The sequence below is a fragment of the Roseibium algicola genome (genome assembly GCF_001999245.1).
GTDB classification, from domain to species: domain Bacteria; phylum Pseudomonadota; class Alphaproteobacteria; order Rhizobiales; family Stappiaceae; genus Roseibium; species Roseibium algicola.
The window spans coordinates 4,183,774-4,198,836 of sequence record NZ_CP019630.1 but is presented as its reverse complement, the minus strand read 5'-3'; the positions used below and the strand labels follow the sequence as shown (position 1 = coordinate 4,198,836).

At 60.3% G+C, this 15,063-nt stretch carries 15 protein-coding genes; 10 read left to right on the top strand and 5 right to left on the bottom strand.

The features are described from left to right. Window position 1: 1 nt before the first annotated feature. Window positions 2-790 (top strand): aminoacyl-tRNA hydrolase, encoded by a 789-nt coding sequence (pth, locus tag B0E33_RS19340; RefSeq protein WP_077292120.1) that lies wholly within the window; start codon window positions 2-4, stop codon window positions 788-790. Between the two features lie 51 nt (window positions 791-841). On the opposite strand, the gene B0E33_RS19335 is transcribed toward pth, so the two are convergent. Together B0E33_RS19335 and B0E33_RS19330 are read right to left on the bottom strand one after the other, a co-directional pair. Continuing rightward, complete coding sequence (locus B0E33_RS19335) at window positions 842-1,447, bottom strand: OmpA family protein (RefSeq protein ID WP_156912441.1); 606 nt, start codon at window positions 1,445-1,447, stop codon at window positions 842-844. Then, a complete protein-coding gene (locus B0E33_RS19330; protein ID WP_167579567.1) occupies window positions 1,444-3,138 on the bottom strand; it encodes a C1 family peptidase in 1,695 nt (564 codons plus the stop codon). Before B0E33_RS19330 ends, B0E33_RS19335 begins: the two co-directional genes overlap by 4 nt. 232 nt (window positions 3,139-3,370) lie before the next feature. On the opposite strand from B0E33_RS19330, the gene ychF reads away from it, so the two are divergent. The 4 genes from ychF to B0E33_RS19310 all read left to right on the top strand — a co-directional run bounded on the left by ychF (window position 3,371) and on the right by B0E33_RS19310 (window position 8,866). After that, window positions 3,371-4,471: a redox-regulated ATPase YchF gene (ychF, locus tag B0E33_RS19325; RefSeq protein WP_022998103.1), complete on the top strand. Its 1,101-nt coding sequence runs from the start codon at window positions 3,371-3,373 to the stop codon at window positions 4,469-4,471. A 160-nt stretch (window positions 4,472-4,631) separates the two neighbouring features. After that, a complete protein-coding gene (locus B0E33_RS19320) occupies window positions 4,632-5,930 on the top strand; it encodes an MFS transporter (RefSeq protein WP_022998104.1) in 1,299 nt (432 codons plus the stop codon). A gap of 165 nt (window positions 5,931-6,095) precedes the next feature. Then, on the top strand, window positions 6,096-6,779 hold the full coding sequence (locus tag B0E33_RS19315) for a fumarylacetoacetate hydrolase family protein (protein WP_077292118.1): 684 nt from the start codon (window positions 6,096-6,098) through the stop codon (window positions 6,777-6,779). Between the two features lie 311 nt (window positions 6,780-7,090). Continuing rightward, a complete protein-coding gene (locus B0E33_RS19310) occupies window positions 7,091-8,866 on the top strand; it encodes an SLC13 family permease (protein ID WP_022998106.1) in 1,776 nt (591 codons plus the stop codon). Between the two features lie 8 nt (window positions 8,867-8,874). Here the strand turns inward: B0E33_RS19310 and B0E33_RS19305 are convergent, their stop codons facing one another. Next, window positions 8,875-9,774 (bottom strand): AraC family transcriptional regulator, encoded by a 900-nt coding sequence (locus tag B0E33_RS19305; protein WP_077293464.1) that lies wholly within the window; start codon window positions 9,772-9,774, stop codon window positions 8,875-8,877. Window positions 9,775-9,963: 189 nt separating this feature from the next. Between B0E33_RS19305 and B0E33_RS19300 the strand changes: the two genes are divergently transcribed. The 4 genes from B0E33_RS19300 to B0E33_RS19285 all read left to right on the top strand — a co-directional run bounded on the left by B0E33_RS19300 (window position 9,964) and on the right by B0E33_RS19285 (window position 12,351). Continuing rightward, a complete protein-coding gene (locus tag B0E33_RS19300) occupies window positions 9,964-10,863 on the top strand; it encodes an NAD-dependent epimerase/dehydratase family protein (RefSeq protein ID WP_077292117.1) in 900 nt (299 codons plus the stop codon). 118 nt (window positions 10,864-10,981) lie between these two features. Then, window positions 10,982-11,344, top strand: coding sequence for a hypothetical protein (locus tag B0E33_RS19295; protein WP_077292116.1), 363 nt, complete (start codon window positions 10,982-10,984; stop codon window positions 11,342-11,344). Window positions 11,345-11,416: 72 nt separating this feature from the next. Continuing rightward, window positions 11,417-11,875, top strand: coding sequence for a MaoC family dehydratase (locus B0E33_RS19290; RefSeq protein ID WP_077292115.1), 459 nt, complete (start codon window positions 11,417-11,419; stop codon window positions 11,873-11,875). Further along, window positions 11,872-12,351, top strand: a complete 480-nt coding sequence (locus B0E33_RS19285; protein ID WP_077292114.1) for a MaoC family dehydratase — start codon at window positions 11,872-11,874, stop codon at window positions 12,349-12,351. Before B0E33_RS19290 ends, B0E33_RS19285 begins: the two co-directional genes overlap by 4 nt. 113 nt (window positions 12,352-12,464) lie before the next feature. Here B0E33_RS19285 and B0E33_RS19280 read toward each other — a convergent pair whose 3' ends face one another. Both B0E33_RS19280 and B0E33_RS19275 read right to left on the bottom strand, forming a co-directional pair. After that, window positions 12,465-12,707: a hypothetical protein gene (locus B0E33_RS19280; protein WP_055655914.1), complete on the bottom strand. Its 243-nt coding sequence runs from the start codon at window positions 12,705-12,707 to the stop codon at window positions 12,465-12,467. Window positions 12,708-12,821: 114 nt separating this feature from the next. Then, entirely contained in the window at window positions 12,822-13,784 is a 963-nt protein-coding gene (locus B0E33_RS19275) for a methyltransferase (RefSeq protein WP_228872725.1), read from the bottom strand. Between the two features lie 348 nt (window positions 13,785-14,132). On the opposite strand from B0E33_RS19275, the gene B0E33_RS19270 reads away from it, so the two are divergent. Continuing rightward, on the top strand, window positions 14,133-15,029 hold the full coding sequence (locus B0E33_RS19270) for an agmatinase (protein ID WP_077292113.1): 897 nt from the start codon (window positions 14,133-14,135) through the stop codon (window positions 15,027-15,029). Window positions 15,030-15,063 lie beyond the last annotated feature (34 nt).

Below are 15,063 nucleotides of genomic sequence, written 5' to 3'. Positions count from 1 at the left end.
CATGAAATTGATCGTCGGCCTGGGAAATCCGGGCGCCAAATACGAAGGCAATCGGCACAATATCGGTTTCATGGCCGTTGATGAGATCCATCGCCGCCACTCCGGCTTCCAGCCCTGGAAAGCCCGTTTTCAAGGTCAGGTTTCCGAAGGCCGCCTCGGCTCGGAAAAGGTCCTGCTGCTGAAACCCAGCACCTACATGAACGAATCCGGCCGCTCTGTCGGCGAAGCCATGCGGTTCTACAAGATCGAGCCGGCAGACATTGTCGTCATCTACGACGAACTCGACCTGCCGCCCGCGAAATTCCGCATGAAGATCGGCGGCGGCCACGGCGGCCACAACGGTCTGAGATCAATCACGGCGCATATCGGCGAAAGCTACCGCCGGCTGCGCCTCGGCATCGGTCATCCGGGCGACAAGAAGCTGGTGTCCAACTACGTGCTGGGTGATTTCGCAAAGGCCGATCGGGACTGGCTGGAGCCGCTCCTGATGGAAGTCGCCGATCAGGCTGCATTGCTGGCCGAAGGCAAGGACAGCCAGTTTGCCAACAAGTTGACCCTGGCCCTGGAGCCCGAAAAGGCACAGCGCAAGGGCATGAGCCAGGAGAGCAAGGCGAAGGACGGCATGACTGGAGCCGCCAAGGCCATTGCTCCCGGACAGGGCACCCCCGCACCAGCCAAACCCAAGGGCCAGAGCCATATCCGCCAGGCCCGGCAAGGCAAGTCAGTCAATTTGCCCAAGTCAGGACCCATGGCTGACATGCTGAAGAAGCTGCTCGGCGGCGGCGACTGAGGCCGGTCCCTTCAAGAACACCAGCGCAACGGGGCTGCCTGCCTTTGGCGGTCAGGACAGCGGCTGAACGTTGATGATCTCCACCCGCCTGTTGCGGCCGCTGGCCGGATCGCCCGGATCGACAGGACGGCTTTCGCCGTACCCCACCGGCACAAGCCGTTCACGGGGGATCGTATAGAACGCTGCCAGAAACTCCGCGACCATGAAGGCCCTTCGTTTCGACAGGTCCAGATTATAGGCCGACGTGCCGCGCAGGTCCGTGTGCCCGGCGATCTGGAAACGCATGTTCCTGAGCCGTGGATCCTGCAAGGCCTGTCCGAGCGCCTGCAACGTCAGAATGCCGTCGTTGGTCAGTGAGGCGGAATCGAACTCGAAATTGACCGTCAGATTGATGCGCGGCAGCTCCACTTCCGGCGGCAACTGGCCCTCGATGCTGATCCCGCGAAACGGGTGCGGTTCCTGCTTTCGCATGGACCGGGATTTCGGCGCGCCGGCGTCTGGCAACAACGCGTTGATGATCTGATCCGGCGTGACGGACTGGGCGGAGGCGCCGGCTGGCAGCATCATGGTGACCAGCAGCGCCAGAACGGGTGCCAATGCCAGGCGGGCGGTCGCAAATTCGATAAGAAAGCGCATGTCGAAACCTTTGAGTGTCACTCTTCCCGGATCGTCAAATGAAGGACGGCTGCAGAAATCTCACGTGGCAGGCTCATTTCGTCCGGCCGGTCCGCCATCCCTGCCCGCAATGCCGTAAGGAAATATCTGTCGTCCGCGGTACCGGCGCCGCCCTCAGCGCTCACAGGCATGGAGAATTGCCCGGATCCGCCGTTTTCCAGTTCTTCCAGTTGGATGACGGGGCTATGAGCTGCAATCACGATAATGGCTTCCGACCCGGCAGGTGGCTGCACGGTGAACTTCTGACGCCCCTGCCGGCCGTCGCCATAGACGAAACGGTCGCCGAATTGCACCTGCTGGCGCACCGGACCGCGACGCGGCAAGAGGTTCACCACAGTGCCGTCGGCCTGCAGATAGACGATATAGAGAAACGAGGCGAAATCCGGCGCAGTCACCTCGAAGGCCAGCGAATCTCCGTAGCGTAGATCCGCGCTGCCTCCCAGGAGCCGAATGCGCGGTCGCGAAGGTTCCGCCAGTGGCCGGGCAAGAGTCTTCAGGGCTTCACACACGGGCCAGGGTCTGACATCTATTTTCTGAAGCTGCTCGGGCGGAAACTCCGCTTCCAGTTTCCGGAGAGCTTCCTGTGTGCTCACGAAACCGGCGAGCAGCGGCATGCCGTCCGGCGTATCTTCGCTCACGTAAAGGCTGCTGCAGCTATCCCCCGCAAAGGCCACCTCATTGTCCCGGTCGGTTCTGGTCAGCCCTGGCACCGGACGCGGCGGCACGATGGACGTGCGCATGATCGATGCGTTGTGCATGTCGGCCTTCGTTGCCTCGTAGCTGATCCAGCCATACCCGTCTCCGGACCAGTATGGCCCCCAGGAGTTCTGGACGAGGAATGCCTGACGCCGTTCATCGTACCCGACGAACACCATCTGGTGGCCTCCGGCGGCCCCGCTGTGACGCCCGAGCGATCCCTGGTAGATCTCTCCCGATTTCAGATATTGCAGCGTCACCCCGTCCGGCGTCTGGGAGGACGGCACCACGCCGACCATCAGGAACCCGGTGGCCACGGGGTTACCCGCCGCCAGCTGCTGCTTGATCGCATCCAGATCCCGGTCCGTCGCGTTGCGGCGCTGGCGACCCTTGTCGAACACGAACAGGAAGTTTCGAATGCGGAACCTGTCGGGGGCCATCGTTGCGGTTTCCACCCGTTCCGAGCACATGGCGGCGTCCGGAATGTCGTCCTGGTCGGGAGAGCCGTTGCCCTTGAAATAGGCCATCGCCAGAAGAGCATGACTTCCGGCGGTTTCACAGGCCTCCTGCCGGTTGCGGATCTGCGAATGGAGAAACGCCGGACTTGGCGTGAAGGTGCGGTTGCCGGGTTCCACGTTGTTTTCAAGCGCAGCGTAATAGCCGCGCATGGCATACCCGATGGCATAGGAAACACAGCTGCCGTATGTCTGCAGCAGGGGTGGTGGCATCATTGGCGACAGGTCGATCGCGTCGGGGATATAGGCCCGTGTGACATTTACCTGTCCGACGCCTTCCAGCAGCGCAGGATCGATCGGCGCATCGCCCAGAAGGCCCGTCAGATCACGCGGATTGAAGCTTTGTGCAGATGCCGGACTTGCCGAGAAAACAGTGGCACAAGTGGTGACGGCAGCCAGGGTGGCAAACAGGCTGCCGGAAAATGCACACAGAAACCCGTGTTTCTTGCGACTGAAAATCATCGCGTCCCAATTCCCAAAACAATCGCCCAAAACACCCACACGACTATAACCGATAAACAACCGGAGGGAAGCTTTCAGCCGGATCACATCGCCGGACGCCTTTCCTTTTGCCGCTTCATCCTGACATGCTCTTGACAAACACCCGCCCGCAGTCCGCCAAAGCCTTGACCTCTTGACCCGGCTCGGGCATTTAGCGCTGCAAAGTCTCAAGACCAACCGAAAGCGAACTCCCATGGGTTTCCAGTGCGGCATTGTCGGACTGCCGAATGTCGGCAAGTCCACACTCTTCAACGCGCTCACCAAGACGGCAGCTGCACAGGCTGCCAACTATCCGTTCTGCACCATCGAGCCGAATACGGGCGAAGTTGCCGTTCCGGATCCGCGCCTCTACGCGATCCGTCAAGTTGCAGGGTCCAAGGAAGTCATTCCGACGCGCATCACCTTTGTCGACATCGCCGGCCTCGTGCGCGGCGCTTCCAAGGGCGAAGGCCTCGGCAACCAGTTCCTGGCCAACATTCGCGAAGTCGATGCCATCGCACACGTGCTGCGCTGTTTTGAAGACGACGACATCACCCATGTGGAAGGCACCGTCGACCCGATCGCCGATGCCGAAACGGTCGAGACCGAACTCATGGTCGCCGACATGGAAAGCCTTGAGCGCCGCATTGCACCGCTGAAGAAAAAGGCCTCCGGCGGCGACAAGGAAGCCAAGGCTGTGCTGCCCGTCATGGAAGCCGCCCTGGCCCTGCTGCAGGACGGCAAGCCGGCACGCGTTCTGGAAGTCTCCGGTCCGGATGAAGAGAAAATCCTGAAGGGTCTGAACCTCCTGACTGCAAAGCCGGTTCTCTACGTCTGCAACGTCGACGAGGCATCCGCAGGCGAAGGCAATGCCCTCTCCGCCAAGGTCGCCGAAAAGGCGAAGGCGGAAGGCGCTGCCGCCGTCGTGATTTCCGCTGCCATCGAGGCGGAAATCTCCCAGCTCGACAAGGAAGAACAGGAAGAGTTCCTGGAGACCATCGGGCTTGAAGAGCCGGGCCTCGACCGGCTGATCCGCGCGGGCTACGGCCTGCTGGGCCTGATCACCTATTTCACGGCAGGCCCGAAGGAAACCCGCGCCTGGACCATCACCGAAGGTACCAAGGCCCCGGGCGCAGCGGGCGTCATCCATACGGATTTCGAACGCGGCTTCATCCGCGCGCAGACCATTGCCTACGACGATTACGTCGGCCTCGGCGGCGAAACCGCAGCCAAGGAAGCGGGCAAGGCACGCGACGAAGGCAAGGAATATGTCGTCAAGGACGGCGACGTCCTGCTCTTCAAATTCAACACCTGACGAAATCCCGCGCAGGCAGCCAGGCGCCGCCTGCGCGTTTCCCGTCCACTTCCACCTCCCGGTCAGCCGCCTTCCCCAGAACGCACGGAAACGGAAGATAAAGACATCCCCTCTAGGGTTACCCGGACAAACGGGAATTCGACCTGCAGGAGGGGCCAATATGGCGGGACGAAGCGACACCAGGATCCGCAAGATCATTGCGGGAACTGTGGGGAACACGCTGGAATGGTACGATTTCGCCGTCTACGGCTATCTTGCCCCCATCCTTGCGCAACAGTTTTTCCCGAGTGACGATCCGACCGTCAGCCTGATCAGCACCTTCGGTGTCTTTGCGGCAGGCTTCCTCATGCGTCCCATCGGCAGTCTGCTGCTCGGCCATATTGCCGACAAGACCGGTCGCAGCCGGGCCCTTCTGTTGTCCGTCGCCCTGATGGCCATTCCGACGACGCTGATCGCCTTCTTGCCGACCTACGATCAGATTGGCATTGCCGCACCCGTGCTGCTGACGCTGCTGCGGTTGCTGCAGGGACTTTCCGTCGGCGGCGAATACACCGGCTCAACCGTCTATCTTTACGAGATCGCCCCGCCCAAGCGTCGGTGTTTCACGGTTTCCTGGGCCCTGGTCGGGGCAACATTCGGCATTCTGCTCGGTTCCGGCGTGGCGGCACTGGCAACCGGCCTCCTGCCGGCGGACGATCTGGGAAGTTGGGGATGGCGCATTCCCTTCGCCTTCGGTCTGCTGGTCGGCCTGACCGGTTTCATGATCCGAAGCGGCACCAAGGCAGAAGAAAGGGATCAACCGCCCTCCTCGCACGATCCTGTCAGTGCTCCGGTTGGCGAGGTCCTGCGCAACCACCGGCCCGCCCTGCTGCGGACGATAGCGTGCAACATCCTCAACGGCGTCGGCTTCTATCTGACGTTCGTCTATCTCACGTCCTACCTGGTCGACTACGTCAAGTTCACGGAAAGTCGGGCCCTGACGATCAACACCAGCGTGATGGTCGTCTTCATGCTGCTGTTGCCTATTGTCGGCTATCTCGCCGACAGGATCGACCGAAGAACCATACTGCTGTTCGGATCGGGCGGTGTTGCCCTCTTCGCCCTGCCGATGTTCTGGCTGGTGCATCATCCGGATCCGGTCATGGTCATTCTGGGCCAGCTCGGCATGGCCGTTATTCTCACCGCCTTCTTTGCCCCGCTCATGGCCGCCATGGTCGGCCAGTTCCCTGTGTCCGTGCGCGTGACCGGCTATTCCATCGGCTACAACATCCCGCTGGCGCTCTTTGGCGGCACGGCACCGCTGTTTGCCACCTATCTGATCGACAAGACCCACCTGCAGCTTGCGCCGGCGTTCTACATGATCGCTGCCGGCCTGCTGGCCTTCGTGGTCATCTGGTTCATGCCTTCGGAGGACGGTAGCATCAGTCAGGACGAAGAAGCGGAGCCGGCTCCAACGTAGTCCGGGGCAACAGGACCACCTGTATTCCGGCCTGAACGCCTCTGGTGTGCCCAACAAACCGCGCGGCATAGGCTGGCTCCACCGGGGCGTGCATAACTCCCGCTCGACAGGATGCTGCCGAACCCGGTACAAGCAGGCTTTCGTCAATTCTCGAAAGTGTCTGCGATGTCGACCGTCATTCCGGCTCCCTTCCCCACGATCCTGCCCGTCAGCGAAAGCCAGAAGGGTTTTCCAGTCCGCCGGGTCTATTGCGTCGGTCGAAACTATGCCGCTCATGCCGTGGAAATGGGCCACGATCCGAACAGGGAAGCGCCGTTCTTCTTCCAGAAGAACCCGGACAACCTCGATCCTTCCGGCGAGTTTCCCTATCCGCCCCTGTCCAGCGACGTGCATCACGAGGTCGAACTCGCGGTCGTTCTGAAGTCCGGCAAGCGCAGCATCCCGGCAGCCAATGCACTTGAACATGTTTACGGCTACGCCGTTGCCCTCGACATGACCCGCCGCGACCTGCAGGCGGAGGCCAAGAAGGCGGGGCGCCCGTGGGAAGCCGCCAAGGCTTTTGAACGCTCTGCCCCTATCGGACGGATCATGCCGGCGGCAGACAGCGGCTTCCTCGACCAGGGCCGGATTGCACTCAGCGTGAACGGAGAGCTTCGCCAGGAAGGCGACCTCAATCAGTTGATCTGGAAAATACCGGAAATCATCGCCAAGCTGTCCGAGCTGTTCCAGCTTGGTGCGGGCGACGTCATCCTGACCGGAACCCCCGCTGGTGTCGGTTCCGTCCAGCGCGGCGACCTCATGCTGGCGACCATCGACGGCTTGCCGGAGCTGACCGTCAGGGTCATTTGACAGGCCCGGGTGGGCGTGTGCGCGCTCGCGTTGAGATCCCCGGTATTGCCGCATTGCAAGGGCCCGGAAAGCAGCCGCTTTCCGGGCCTGGTCTTATTGGCCTTCTCACGCCCTTGAAAGCTGCGGAACCTTTTGGTGGCAATCCGTGTTTAGAAGTCGTGGTCCCGGTTTCTCCGACAACGGTGCTGTCCAGCTCCGTTCCGCCGGAAATGCAAAGGAAGACGGACCAAGTCCTTTAAGTGGTCTTGAGATTGCGGGTCGGCCATGTTCAGGTCGAACCCGGATTTTGAAGTCTTTGCCGGAGCCTGTTCGTGACCTTTGACCAGATTGCCCTGTTTGTCCTCTTCGGCACTGTCTTCGCACTGCTGGTCTGGGGCCGTATCCGCTTCGATCTCATAGCCTTTGGCGCGTTGATCCTGGGTGCGTTCCTGGGTCTCGTCCCTTCCGAGGAAATCTTCTCCGGCTTCGGCCATTCCGCCGTCATGATCATTGCCCTCGTGCTGATCGTCTCGCGCGGGCTGATGAACTCAGGCGCTGTGGAACTGATTGCGGGCGTGGTGATTTCCGCTTCCAGAGGCCTGTCGCGGCATATCGGTCTGATGGCCATCGTCGGCGCCAGCCTGTCGGCAATCATCAATAACGTGGCCGCGCTGGCATTGCTCATGCCGCTCGATATGGAGGCGGCCAAGAAGGCGGAACGTTCGCCTGGCCTCTCCCTGATGCCCCTGTCTTTCGCAACGATCCTTGGCGGCATGATCACACTGATCGGAACACCGCCAAACATCGTCATCGCGCAGTATCGTTCGGATGCCTTTGGCGCGCCCTTTTCCATGTTCGATTTTGCCCCTGTCGGCCTCGTGGTCGCAGTGACAGGCATTGCCTTTGTTGCCCTGTTCGGCTGGCGCCTGCTGCCCCGCCATTTCCGGGACAAGCCGAAACAGGAGGGCTTTGCCGAAAGCCTTTATGCGGCTGAACTGAAGGTCGGGGAAATCTCGGAAGAAAAGCCGCTCACTGTCGGCGATCTTTACCCGGTTGCCGACGAGAAGGATGTCGCCATCATCGGCCTCATCCGCAATGGCCGGCGTGTACGCGGGTTTGCCCGCCGCGAGGCGATCAAGTCCGGAGATTACCTGTTCGTGGAAGGCGACCCCAAGGCCATCGAGGCCTTCATGGGCGCCGCCAAGCTGGAATTCGCCGGCTCAGAACAGCACAAGGGCGGCCTGAACAACGACGCCCTGTCACTGATCGAGGCAATCGCGCCGGACAATGCCAGGATCATCGGCCGGTCGAGTTTCGACATGCGTCTCCTTTACGGCCACAGCGTTACCTTGCTCGGCATTTCCAGGCAGGGTCGCCGTGTACAGAAACGCGTTCGCCACGAAGAGATACGCCCGGGTGATGTGCTCCTACTGCTGGGTACCCCGGAGCGGCTGGAAAGCGCCTGCGCCTGGCTTGGTGTCCTGCCTCTGGAAGGACGCAAGACGGGCGTAATGCAGCGCAACAAGGCCTGGCTGGCGATCGCAGGCTTTGCCGTTGCGATTGCAGCAGCCGTTGCCGGCCTTGCCTATCTCCCGGTTGCCCTGGCTGCCTGTGTGATTTTTTATGCCGCCGCCGGCCTGATCAGCGGATCGGAGGTTTATCAGTCCGTGGAGTGGAAAGTGATCGTGCTGCTCGGCTCGTTGATCCCCCTTGGTCAAGCATTTGAGGAAGCAGGCAACGCTCAGCTGATCGCCGACGGTATTCTCGCCCTCACCTCGACGGCTCCGGCCTGGGTCACCCTCGCCATCCTGATGGTGGTGACGATGACCCTTTCCGACTTCCTGAACAACGTTGCCACCTGCCTGATCGCAGCGCCCATCTCGGTCCAGATCGCCAATTCCCTTCAGGTGAACTCCGACCCGTTCCTGATGGCGGTGGCGGTTGCATCGTCCTGTGCGTTCCTGACGCCGATCGGCCACAAGAACAACACCATCATCATGGGACCGGGCGGCTATCGCTTTGGCGACTACTGGCGCATGGGCCTGCCGCTCGAGATCCTCGTCCTGGCCGTCAGCATCCCGGCCATCCTGCTGTTCTGGCCGCTCTGAAGCAGAGCTCAGGCAGCAGGCTTCAGAGGCAGGCAGATGTCGGTCAGAAGATCCGCGGGCGCCGTGTCGCGCGGGTTGTTGAGATAGACTTCCAGACAGGGCGCATCGTCCGGTTCACGGCCGGACTGCGTCAGCCACTCGCCGTAAAGCCACTCGTAGGCCCATTTCATGTCGGCGTAGGGTCCCTTGTAACGCAGCACCGCGTAGTCACCGGCACGCGTTTCCCGCTTTTCGAGCGGAGCATCGACCGGGAAGCTATCGTTTATGACCGCTCCGGCAGCCGACTGCAGATCATCTTCGGCAACATGGGTCGGGTCGGAATAATAGAGCGCCTTCATCGCACCGATCCGGCCGACCAGCTGACGGCTCACCAGAATGCCGAAAAGTGTCTCAAACGCCTTGCCGATCTCCATGTACGCGCCTCGGTGAGGCAGCACGGCCAGGGTTTCGGACGGAAGGGTTTTGACGGAAACGTCATGCATTGGAGCTGGTCCTTTCAGTTTGGGAAGTGGTGCACCGCCGTTGGCCGGCTGAACCCGGCGCGAGGAAACGGAGGAGCGGTAGGCGGTGGGGGTCTGGCCGTAAGCCTGTTTGAAGCTGCGTGAAAAAGCCTCCAGGCTGCCGTAACCGGCCCGTTTTGCGACGACGGGCAAGGCCAGGTCCGTATAGGCAAGGTCTCCCGCGGCACGATGAAGGCGCAGCCGCTTGACCGTCGCGAAGATGGATTCGCCATAGGTCGACTGCCAGACCCTGTGCCAGTGTGAGGGAGAAAGGGCTGCCACCTCGGCAAGCCTCGCCAGATCAGGATCCTCGTCGAGGTTGGCGTAGATATGTTCGATCACCCTTGTGAAACGGCGGACATAGCCGTTGTCCCGCGGTGAGAGTGTGAGCTTTTCGTGATTGGTCATGGACTTGGCCCCGTTCGATTGATGGGACCCTAGCACCATGCTTTTTGATAAATCTTGCTGACTTCCAGCCCCTCACACCGGCACATTCCGGAAGAACAATGTCTTTCTTCCAGAAAGACAAAACAGGCACTGGCTTCCGGCGTCGGAATGGCCATGATGTACGCAACTCAAAAACAGGGGAGTTGAACCATGACCACCCAGAAACGCATTCTGTTCACCGGCGGTTCCGGCAAGGCCGGACGGCACGTCATTCCCTATCTGCTGGCGCAGGGACATCGCGTCGTCAACGTCGACCTGAAACCGCTTGATTATCCAGGTGTCGACAACCTCATTGCCGACATCACCTCATCGGGTGAAATGTTCAACGTCATGACCAGCTACGCCAATTTCGATGAACTGGAACCGGGCAACGGGGTGCCAACTTTCGATGCGGTGGTCCATTTCGCGGCCGTGCCGCGCATTCTCATTCATCCGGACAACAGAACCTTCGAAGTCAATACGATCGGCACATACAACGTCATTGAAGCCGCCGTGAAGCTCGGCATCCGCAAGATCGTGCTCGCCTCTTCGGAAACCACCTACGGCGTCTGTTTCGCCGATGGCGTGGTCGACCCGAAGGTGCTACCCGTCGAAGAAGATTATGACGTCGACCCGATGGACAGTTACGGGCTTTCCAAGGTGGTCAACGAACAGACCGCCCGCGCCTTCCAGCGCCGGTCCGGCTTCGATATCTATGCGCTGCGGATCGGCAATGTCATCGAGCCGCACGAATACGACCGGTTCCCGGATTTCTTCGCCAATCCTGCGCAACGCCGCAGAAACATCTTCTGCTATATCGATGCGCGCGACCTCGGTCAGATCGTCGACCGCTGCCTTGAAAAGGACGGGCTCGGCTACCAGGTCTTCAACGCCGGCAACGACACGAATTCCGTCGATATTCCGAATGCGGAAATCCTCAAGCGCTTCTTCCCCGATGTGCCGCTGAGCCGGGAACTCGGCGAGCACGAGGCCCTGTTCTCGAACCGCAAGATCCGCGAGGTTCTGGGCTTCCAAGAAGAGCACAACTGGCGCAAATACGTGACCGTATAACCGGCGATCCAGGCAAGAACGAAGGCTGGCGGATTTAGTTTTACTTCCGATACGGCTGGGACTAGCTTCTGAACGCAACACTGTCGGGCAGCAAGGCTGCCCACCTGGGAAACGTGCCATGAAGCTACTGAAATCTGCCACTCTCGGCCTTGCCCTCCTGGCGTCTGCGACTGCAGCCGTCGCACAGGGAACCGGCTCGCAAGGGTACTTCCAGATCTACAACAACACCGAAGACAACGTCGTCGTCGGCTTCTACACCAATGACGGCGACGGCTGGTCGGACAACTGGCTGTCCGGACCGCTTTCGCCGGGTGAAAGCGCGAAAGCCGAGTTCGCCGCCGACACCGGCAATTGCGCGCAGAGCTTCCAGGTCGGCTGGCTGGCCGACGACGATACCGAAGTTCTCGACGATCCGATCGACATCGATATCTGCGAAGCCAGCAACGTCTACATGGATGATAACGAGATCTATTACGACTGATCTTTTCTTCCAATCTCAAGGCGGGAACGCGGACCATCGCGTTTCCGCGGAGTGCCAACACCACCGGAATTCATGACCGATCTCCTTTATTTTGAAGACTTCCAACCTGGTCAGGTCTTCGAGCTGGGCTCCCTCACTGTCAGCAGGGACGAAATCATCGATTTCGCTGCCGAGTTCGATCCGCAGCCTTTCCACCTCGACGAAGAGGCCGGCACGGCATCCATCCTGGGCGGGCTCGCTGCCTCCGGATGGCATACAGGTTCGATGGTGATGCGCCTGCTTGCCGAAAATTTCCTGACCAGGACAAGCGGCCGTGGTTCGCCGGGTATCACCAAGCTGCAGTGGAAGCGTCCCGTTCATCCAGGTGACTGCCTAACGGCCCGGGTCGAAATACTCGACACGAGAGACTTGCGGTCGAAACCGGACCTTGGGCTTGTCAACATTCGCGTGACGGCCAAGAACCAGAAGGGCATCGAAGTGCTCGTCTGGGAAAACCCGAACCTGTTCGCAAGACGGGAGGTCACCCGGTGAGTGCCTTTTTCGAAGATATTGAAGTGGGTGACACGCTTGACCTTGGGGAACACACCTTCACCCGGGAAGACATTGTGCGTTTTGCGGAAAAATACGATCCGCAGGCTTTTCATCTCAGCGAGGAGGCCGCCGCGCGGACCCATTTCGGTCGCCTGTGCGCTTCCGGTTGGCACACGGCAGCGGTTTTCATGAAGCTCTGGGTCGCCAGGCACAAGGCTCTTCAGGAAGAAGCGCTGGCAGCAGGGCAAACACCAGCCAATATCGGCCCCTCGCCCGGGTTCGAGGATCTCAAGTGGATCAGGCCGGTCTTTGTTGGAGACACCCTGCGCTACCGGCGTGTGGTCACCGGCAAGACCGAAAGCCGGACCCGTCCGGACTGGGGTCTGGTTCATTCCGACATGCAGGCCTTCAATCAGGACGGTACGCTGGTGTTCTCCTTCAAGGGCACGGTGTTCGTCGAACGCCGCAAGCGCTAACCGGACAATCAGTCGGCCCTGTTAAAACGCAACAGCGTGCTGCGTCCTCAAGACGGCAGCACGCTTTGCGGTTGGCGATCCTGTCTTGCCATGCCTCGCATGCGAGCTGAGCGTCAGCGGCAGACGTCCAAGATCCACAAGAAGGCCATCGGCACCATGGTCAGCGCCGGCAGGATGATCGCCGGGTATCCGAAGGCATAGATCGACACCGCCCAGATCATCGCGAGATTGGCGATGAACCAGTATTTGGCATCTTCCGCGCCATAAAGCGCTTCCTTGAGAAACAGGTTCAAGACGGGCACGGCCAGAAGCAGCCGTAGCACCAGGACTTCCTTGGGGGCAGATGAAGCAGACATCTCTTCTCCGGATCTTAGGGAAAACACGTAGAGTTTGTCCCTAATCCGTTTGCCTGTTCCAGGCACTGCGGCAAACGGACATCATGCCCATTTGCCGCAGTTTTCCGCGTGATGCTATTCCGGCTTGCGGCCGTGCACCAGCATCGTCATGCCCGGGATCATCACTTCAACTGCGATATCCGTGAAGCCAGCGGCTTCCATCAAGCCGGCAACGTAGGAACTCGTGATCGAACGGGCTTCCGGGTTGAAGGCAGTGTGCTGAAGCTGCCAGAGCGCGGCCAGCTTCGGCCCGTCGCGGTTTTCGTCGACCATGAAGTCATGCACCATGAAGTCACTGCCCGGTGTCAGAACCTCGAAGGCCTTGCGCACAAGCCCGGGAATGGCCGTGCCTGGGACGCCGGAAAAGAGATAGGACATCAGCACTGCGTCCGCGCTGTCCGGCCATGTGTCCTTCAGGGCATTGCCCGGCGCGTAGCGGATGCGGTCCTGCAGGCCTTCTTCGGCAATGAACTCTTCGCCCACCTTGGCGACATTCGGAAAATCCAGAACGGTTGATCGCAGTCCCGGATACGCCTTGCAAAGCGAAATCGAGAAGGCCCCGGTGCCACCGCCAACGTCCAGCAACTGCTTGGCAGCGGACAGATCCACGAGCTTGGCAAGTCCCCGCCCGGGCCCAAGCGAGCCTGCATGCTGGGACCGGGAATAAAGCCGTGCTTCTTCCGGGTCGCTGAACCAGGTCTCGTAGGAAGCAACCTGGTCGTCCTCCAGACTGTCCGTCAGGGCGTCGTTGAGCTGCGTCATGAAGGGGTACATCTGCTTGTCGATCTGAAACCGCAGATAGTCGCCGAAATCATACTTCCGTCCTTTCACCAGAAACGCCTCCGCTGCGGGCGAATTGGTGAAGCCTGCTCCTTCCCGGCGCACCAGCCCGAGGCTCGTAAGCGCGGTCAACAGTGTTGTGGCGCGATCAAGATCAAGCTCGCTTTCTTCAGCAACTTGCTGTGGCGTCAAGGTCTTTTCGGAAAGCAGTGAAAACAAATCTACATGAAGTGCAGAAAAAAGAGCCTTGGAGCCCATAAATCCGAAAGCAATATCTGAAATTTCCTCAGCCGTTTCCAAGGACCTGGCGACGGGCATAAATTATCCTCCTCAGGAATTCTGAGCACAAATGTGCGGAATTTTTCCGTTCAGGAAAAATGAACTTGGGAATGAGCAAGTATAACTATTGTGCGCCGCAATGCAAATTCCGTTCCCCATCCGGCAAGAGCTGACGCGGGAACCGGTTTTTGTCCTTGAACTTTGGCAGATCCCGGTCTTCGATTAAGCTGAGGTCGATGCTGTCAGGCATCGAAAGCGTTCTCAAACGCCTGGTAATTTGCCTTTCTGCAGTATACCGCCCGCAAGAAACCGAACAGGACCGACCGAGTGCCTTTTCTCGACTTTCCCGCACAGCTTCCGGAAAACCGGACACCACGTGCTGTGATCTTCGGTGCCGGACACGGCAGCACTTACCCTGGCAAGGACAGCAGCGGATACACCGGAGCAGCCGATGCCATTCGCGCAGCCAGTCAGGAAGATGCCGGCCTCGTCGGCCACTGGGACTTCGATCTCGGTGGACCGCTATTCGAGGGTCAGCCGGTTTGCTGCACCGACATTGGCAATATCGACACCCGGCTGCACGACAACGCAGGCAACCGGGCACGGATCGAGGCACAAACACGCTCGATCCTGGCACTGCCAGCCGTTCCGATCCTGCTTGGCGGTGATGATTCCCTGCCGATCCCCTTCCTCGCCGCCTTCGCTGATCAGGGGCCCCTATGGGTGCTGCAGATAGATGCCCATATCGACTGGCGCGATGAGGTCGACGGCGAGCGCTACGGCTACTCCAGCCCGATGCGCCGCATCAGCGAGATGCCGCATGTTGCGGGCCTCGTTCAGGTTGGCCTGCGTGCCGTCGGCAGCGCCGGCAAAAACGAAATCGAGGCTGCACAAACCTATGGCAGCCGCTTTGTCACAGCGCGCGAGGTCCACGCAGAAGGCATCTCGGCCCCGTTGAAGCATATTCCACACGGCGCGCGCTGCGTCGTCACGCTGGACTGTGACGGCCTCGACCCGGCAATCATGCCCGGCGTTGCCGCGCGCACGCCCGGCGGGCTCACCTACACGCAGGCGATCGATCTGATTGCGGGTCTGGGCAGACGCGCAAGGATCGTTGGGTTTGACCTTGTCGAATTCTACCCGCCAAACGATATCGACGGCCTCAGCGCGCTGACCGCCTCAAGACTTTTGGTCAACGCCGTCGGCGCGATCGTCCGGCAATAACAGGATGCTCGGACACGTGTTCGGGCTGGCAAGA

Bases quoted from the DNA above. Each gene is read 5' to 3' on its own strand.
- pth (WP_077292120.1), top strand. From the start codon at position 2: ATGAAATTGATCGTCGGCCTGGGAAATCCGGGCGCCAAATACGAAGGC.
- B0E33_RS19330 (WP_167579567.1), bottom strand. From the start codon at position 3,138: ATGATTTTCAGTCGCAAGAAACACGGGTTTCTGTGTGCATTTTCCGGC.
- ychF (WP_022998103.1), top strand. From the start codon at position 3,371: ATGGGTTTCCAGTGCGGCATTGTCGGACTGCCGAATGTCGGCAAGTCC.
- B0E33_RS19320 (WP_022998104.1), top strand. From the start codon at position 4,632: ATGGCGGGACGAAGCGACACCAGGATCCGCAAGATCATTGCGGGAACT.
- B0E33_RS19315 (WP_077292118.1), top strand. From the start codon at position 6,096: ATGTCGACCGTCATTCCGGCTCCCTTCCCCACGATCCTGCCCGTCAGC.
- B0E33_RS19305 (WP_077293464.1), bottom strand. From the start codon at position 9,774: ATGACCAATCACGAAAAGCTCACACTCTCACCGCGGGACAACGGCTAT.
- B0E33_RS19300 (WP_077292117.1), top strand. From the start codon at position 9,964: ATGACCACCCAGAAACGCATTCTGTTCACCGGCGGTTCCGGCAAGGCC.
- B0E33_RS19295 (WP_077292116.1), top strand. From the start codon at position 10,982: ATGAAGCTACTGAAATCTGCCACTCTCGGCCTTGCCCTCCTGGCGTCT.
- B0E33_RS19290 (WP_077292115.1), top strand. From the start codon at position 11,417: ATGACCGATCTCCTTTATTTTGAAGACTTCCAACCTGGTCAGGTCTTC.
- B0E33_RS19280 (WP_055655914.1), bottom strand. From the start codon at position 12,707: ATGTCTGCTTCATCTGCCCCCAAGGAAGTCCTGGTGCTACGGCTGCTT.
- B0E33_RS19275 (WP_228872725.1), bottom strand. From the start codon at position 13,784: ATGGGCTCCAAGGCTCTTTTTTCTGCACTTCATGTAGATTTGTTTTCA.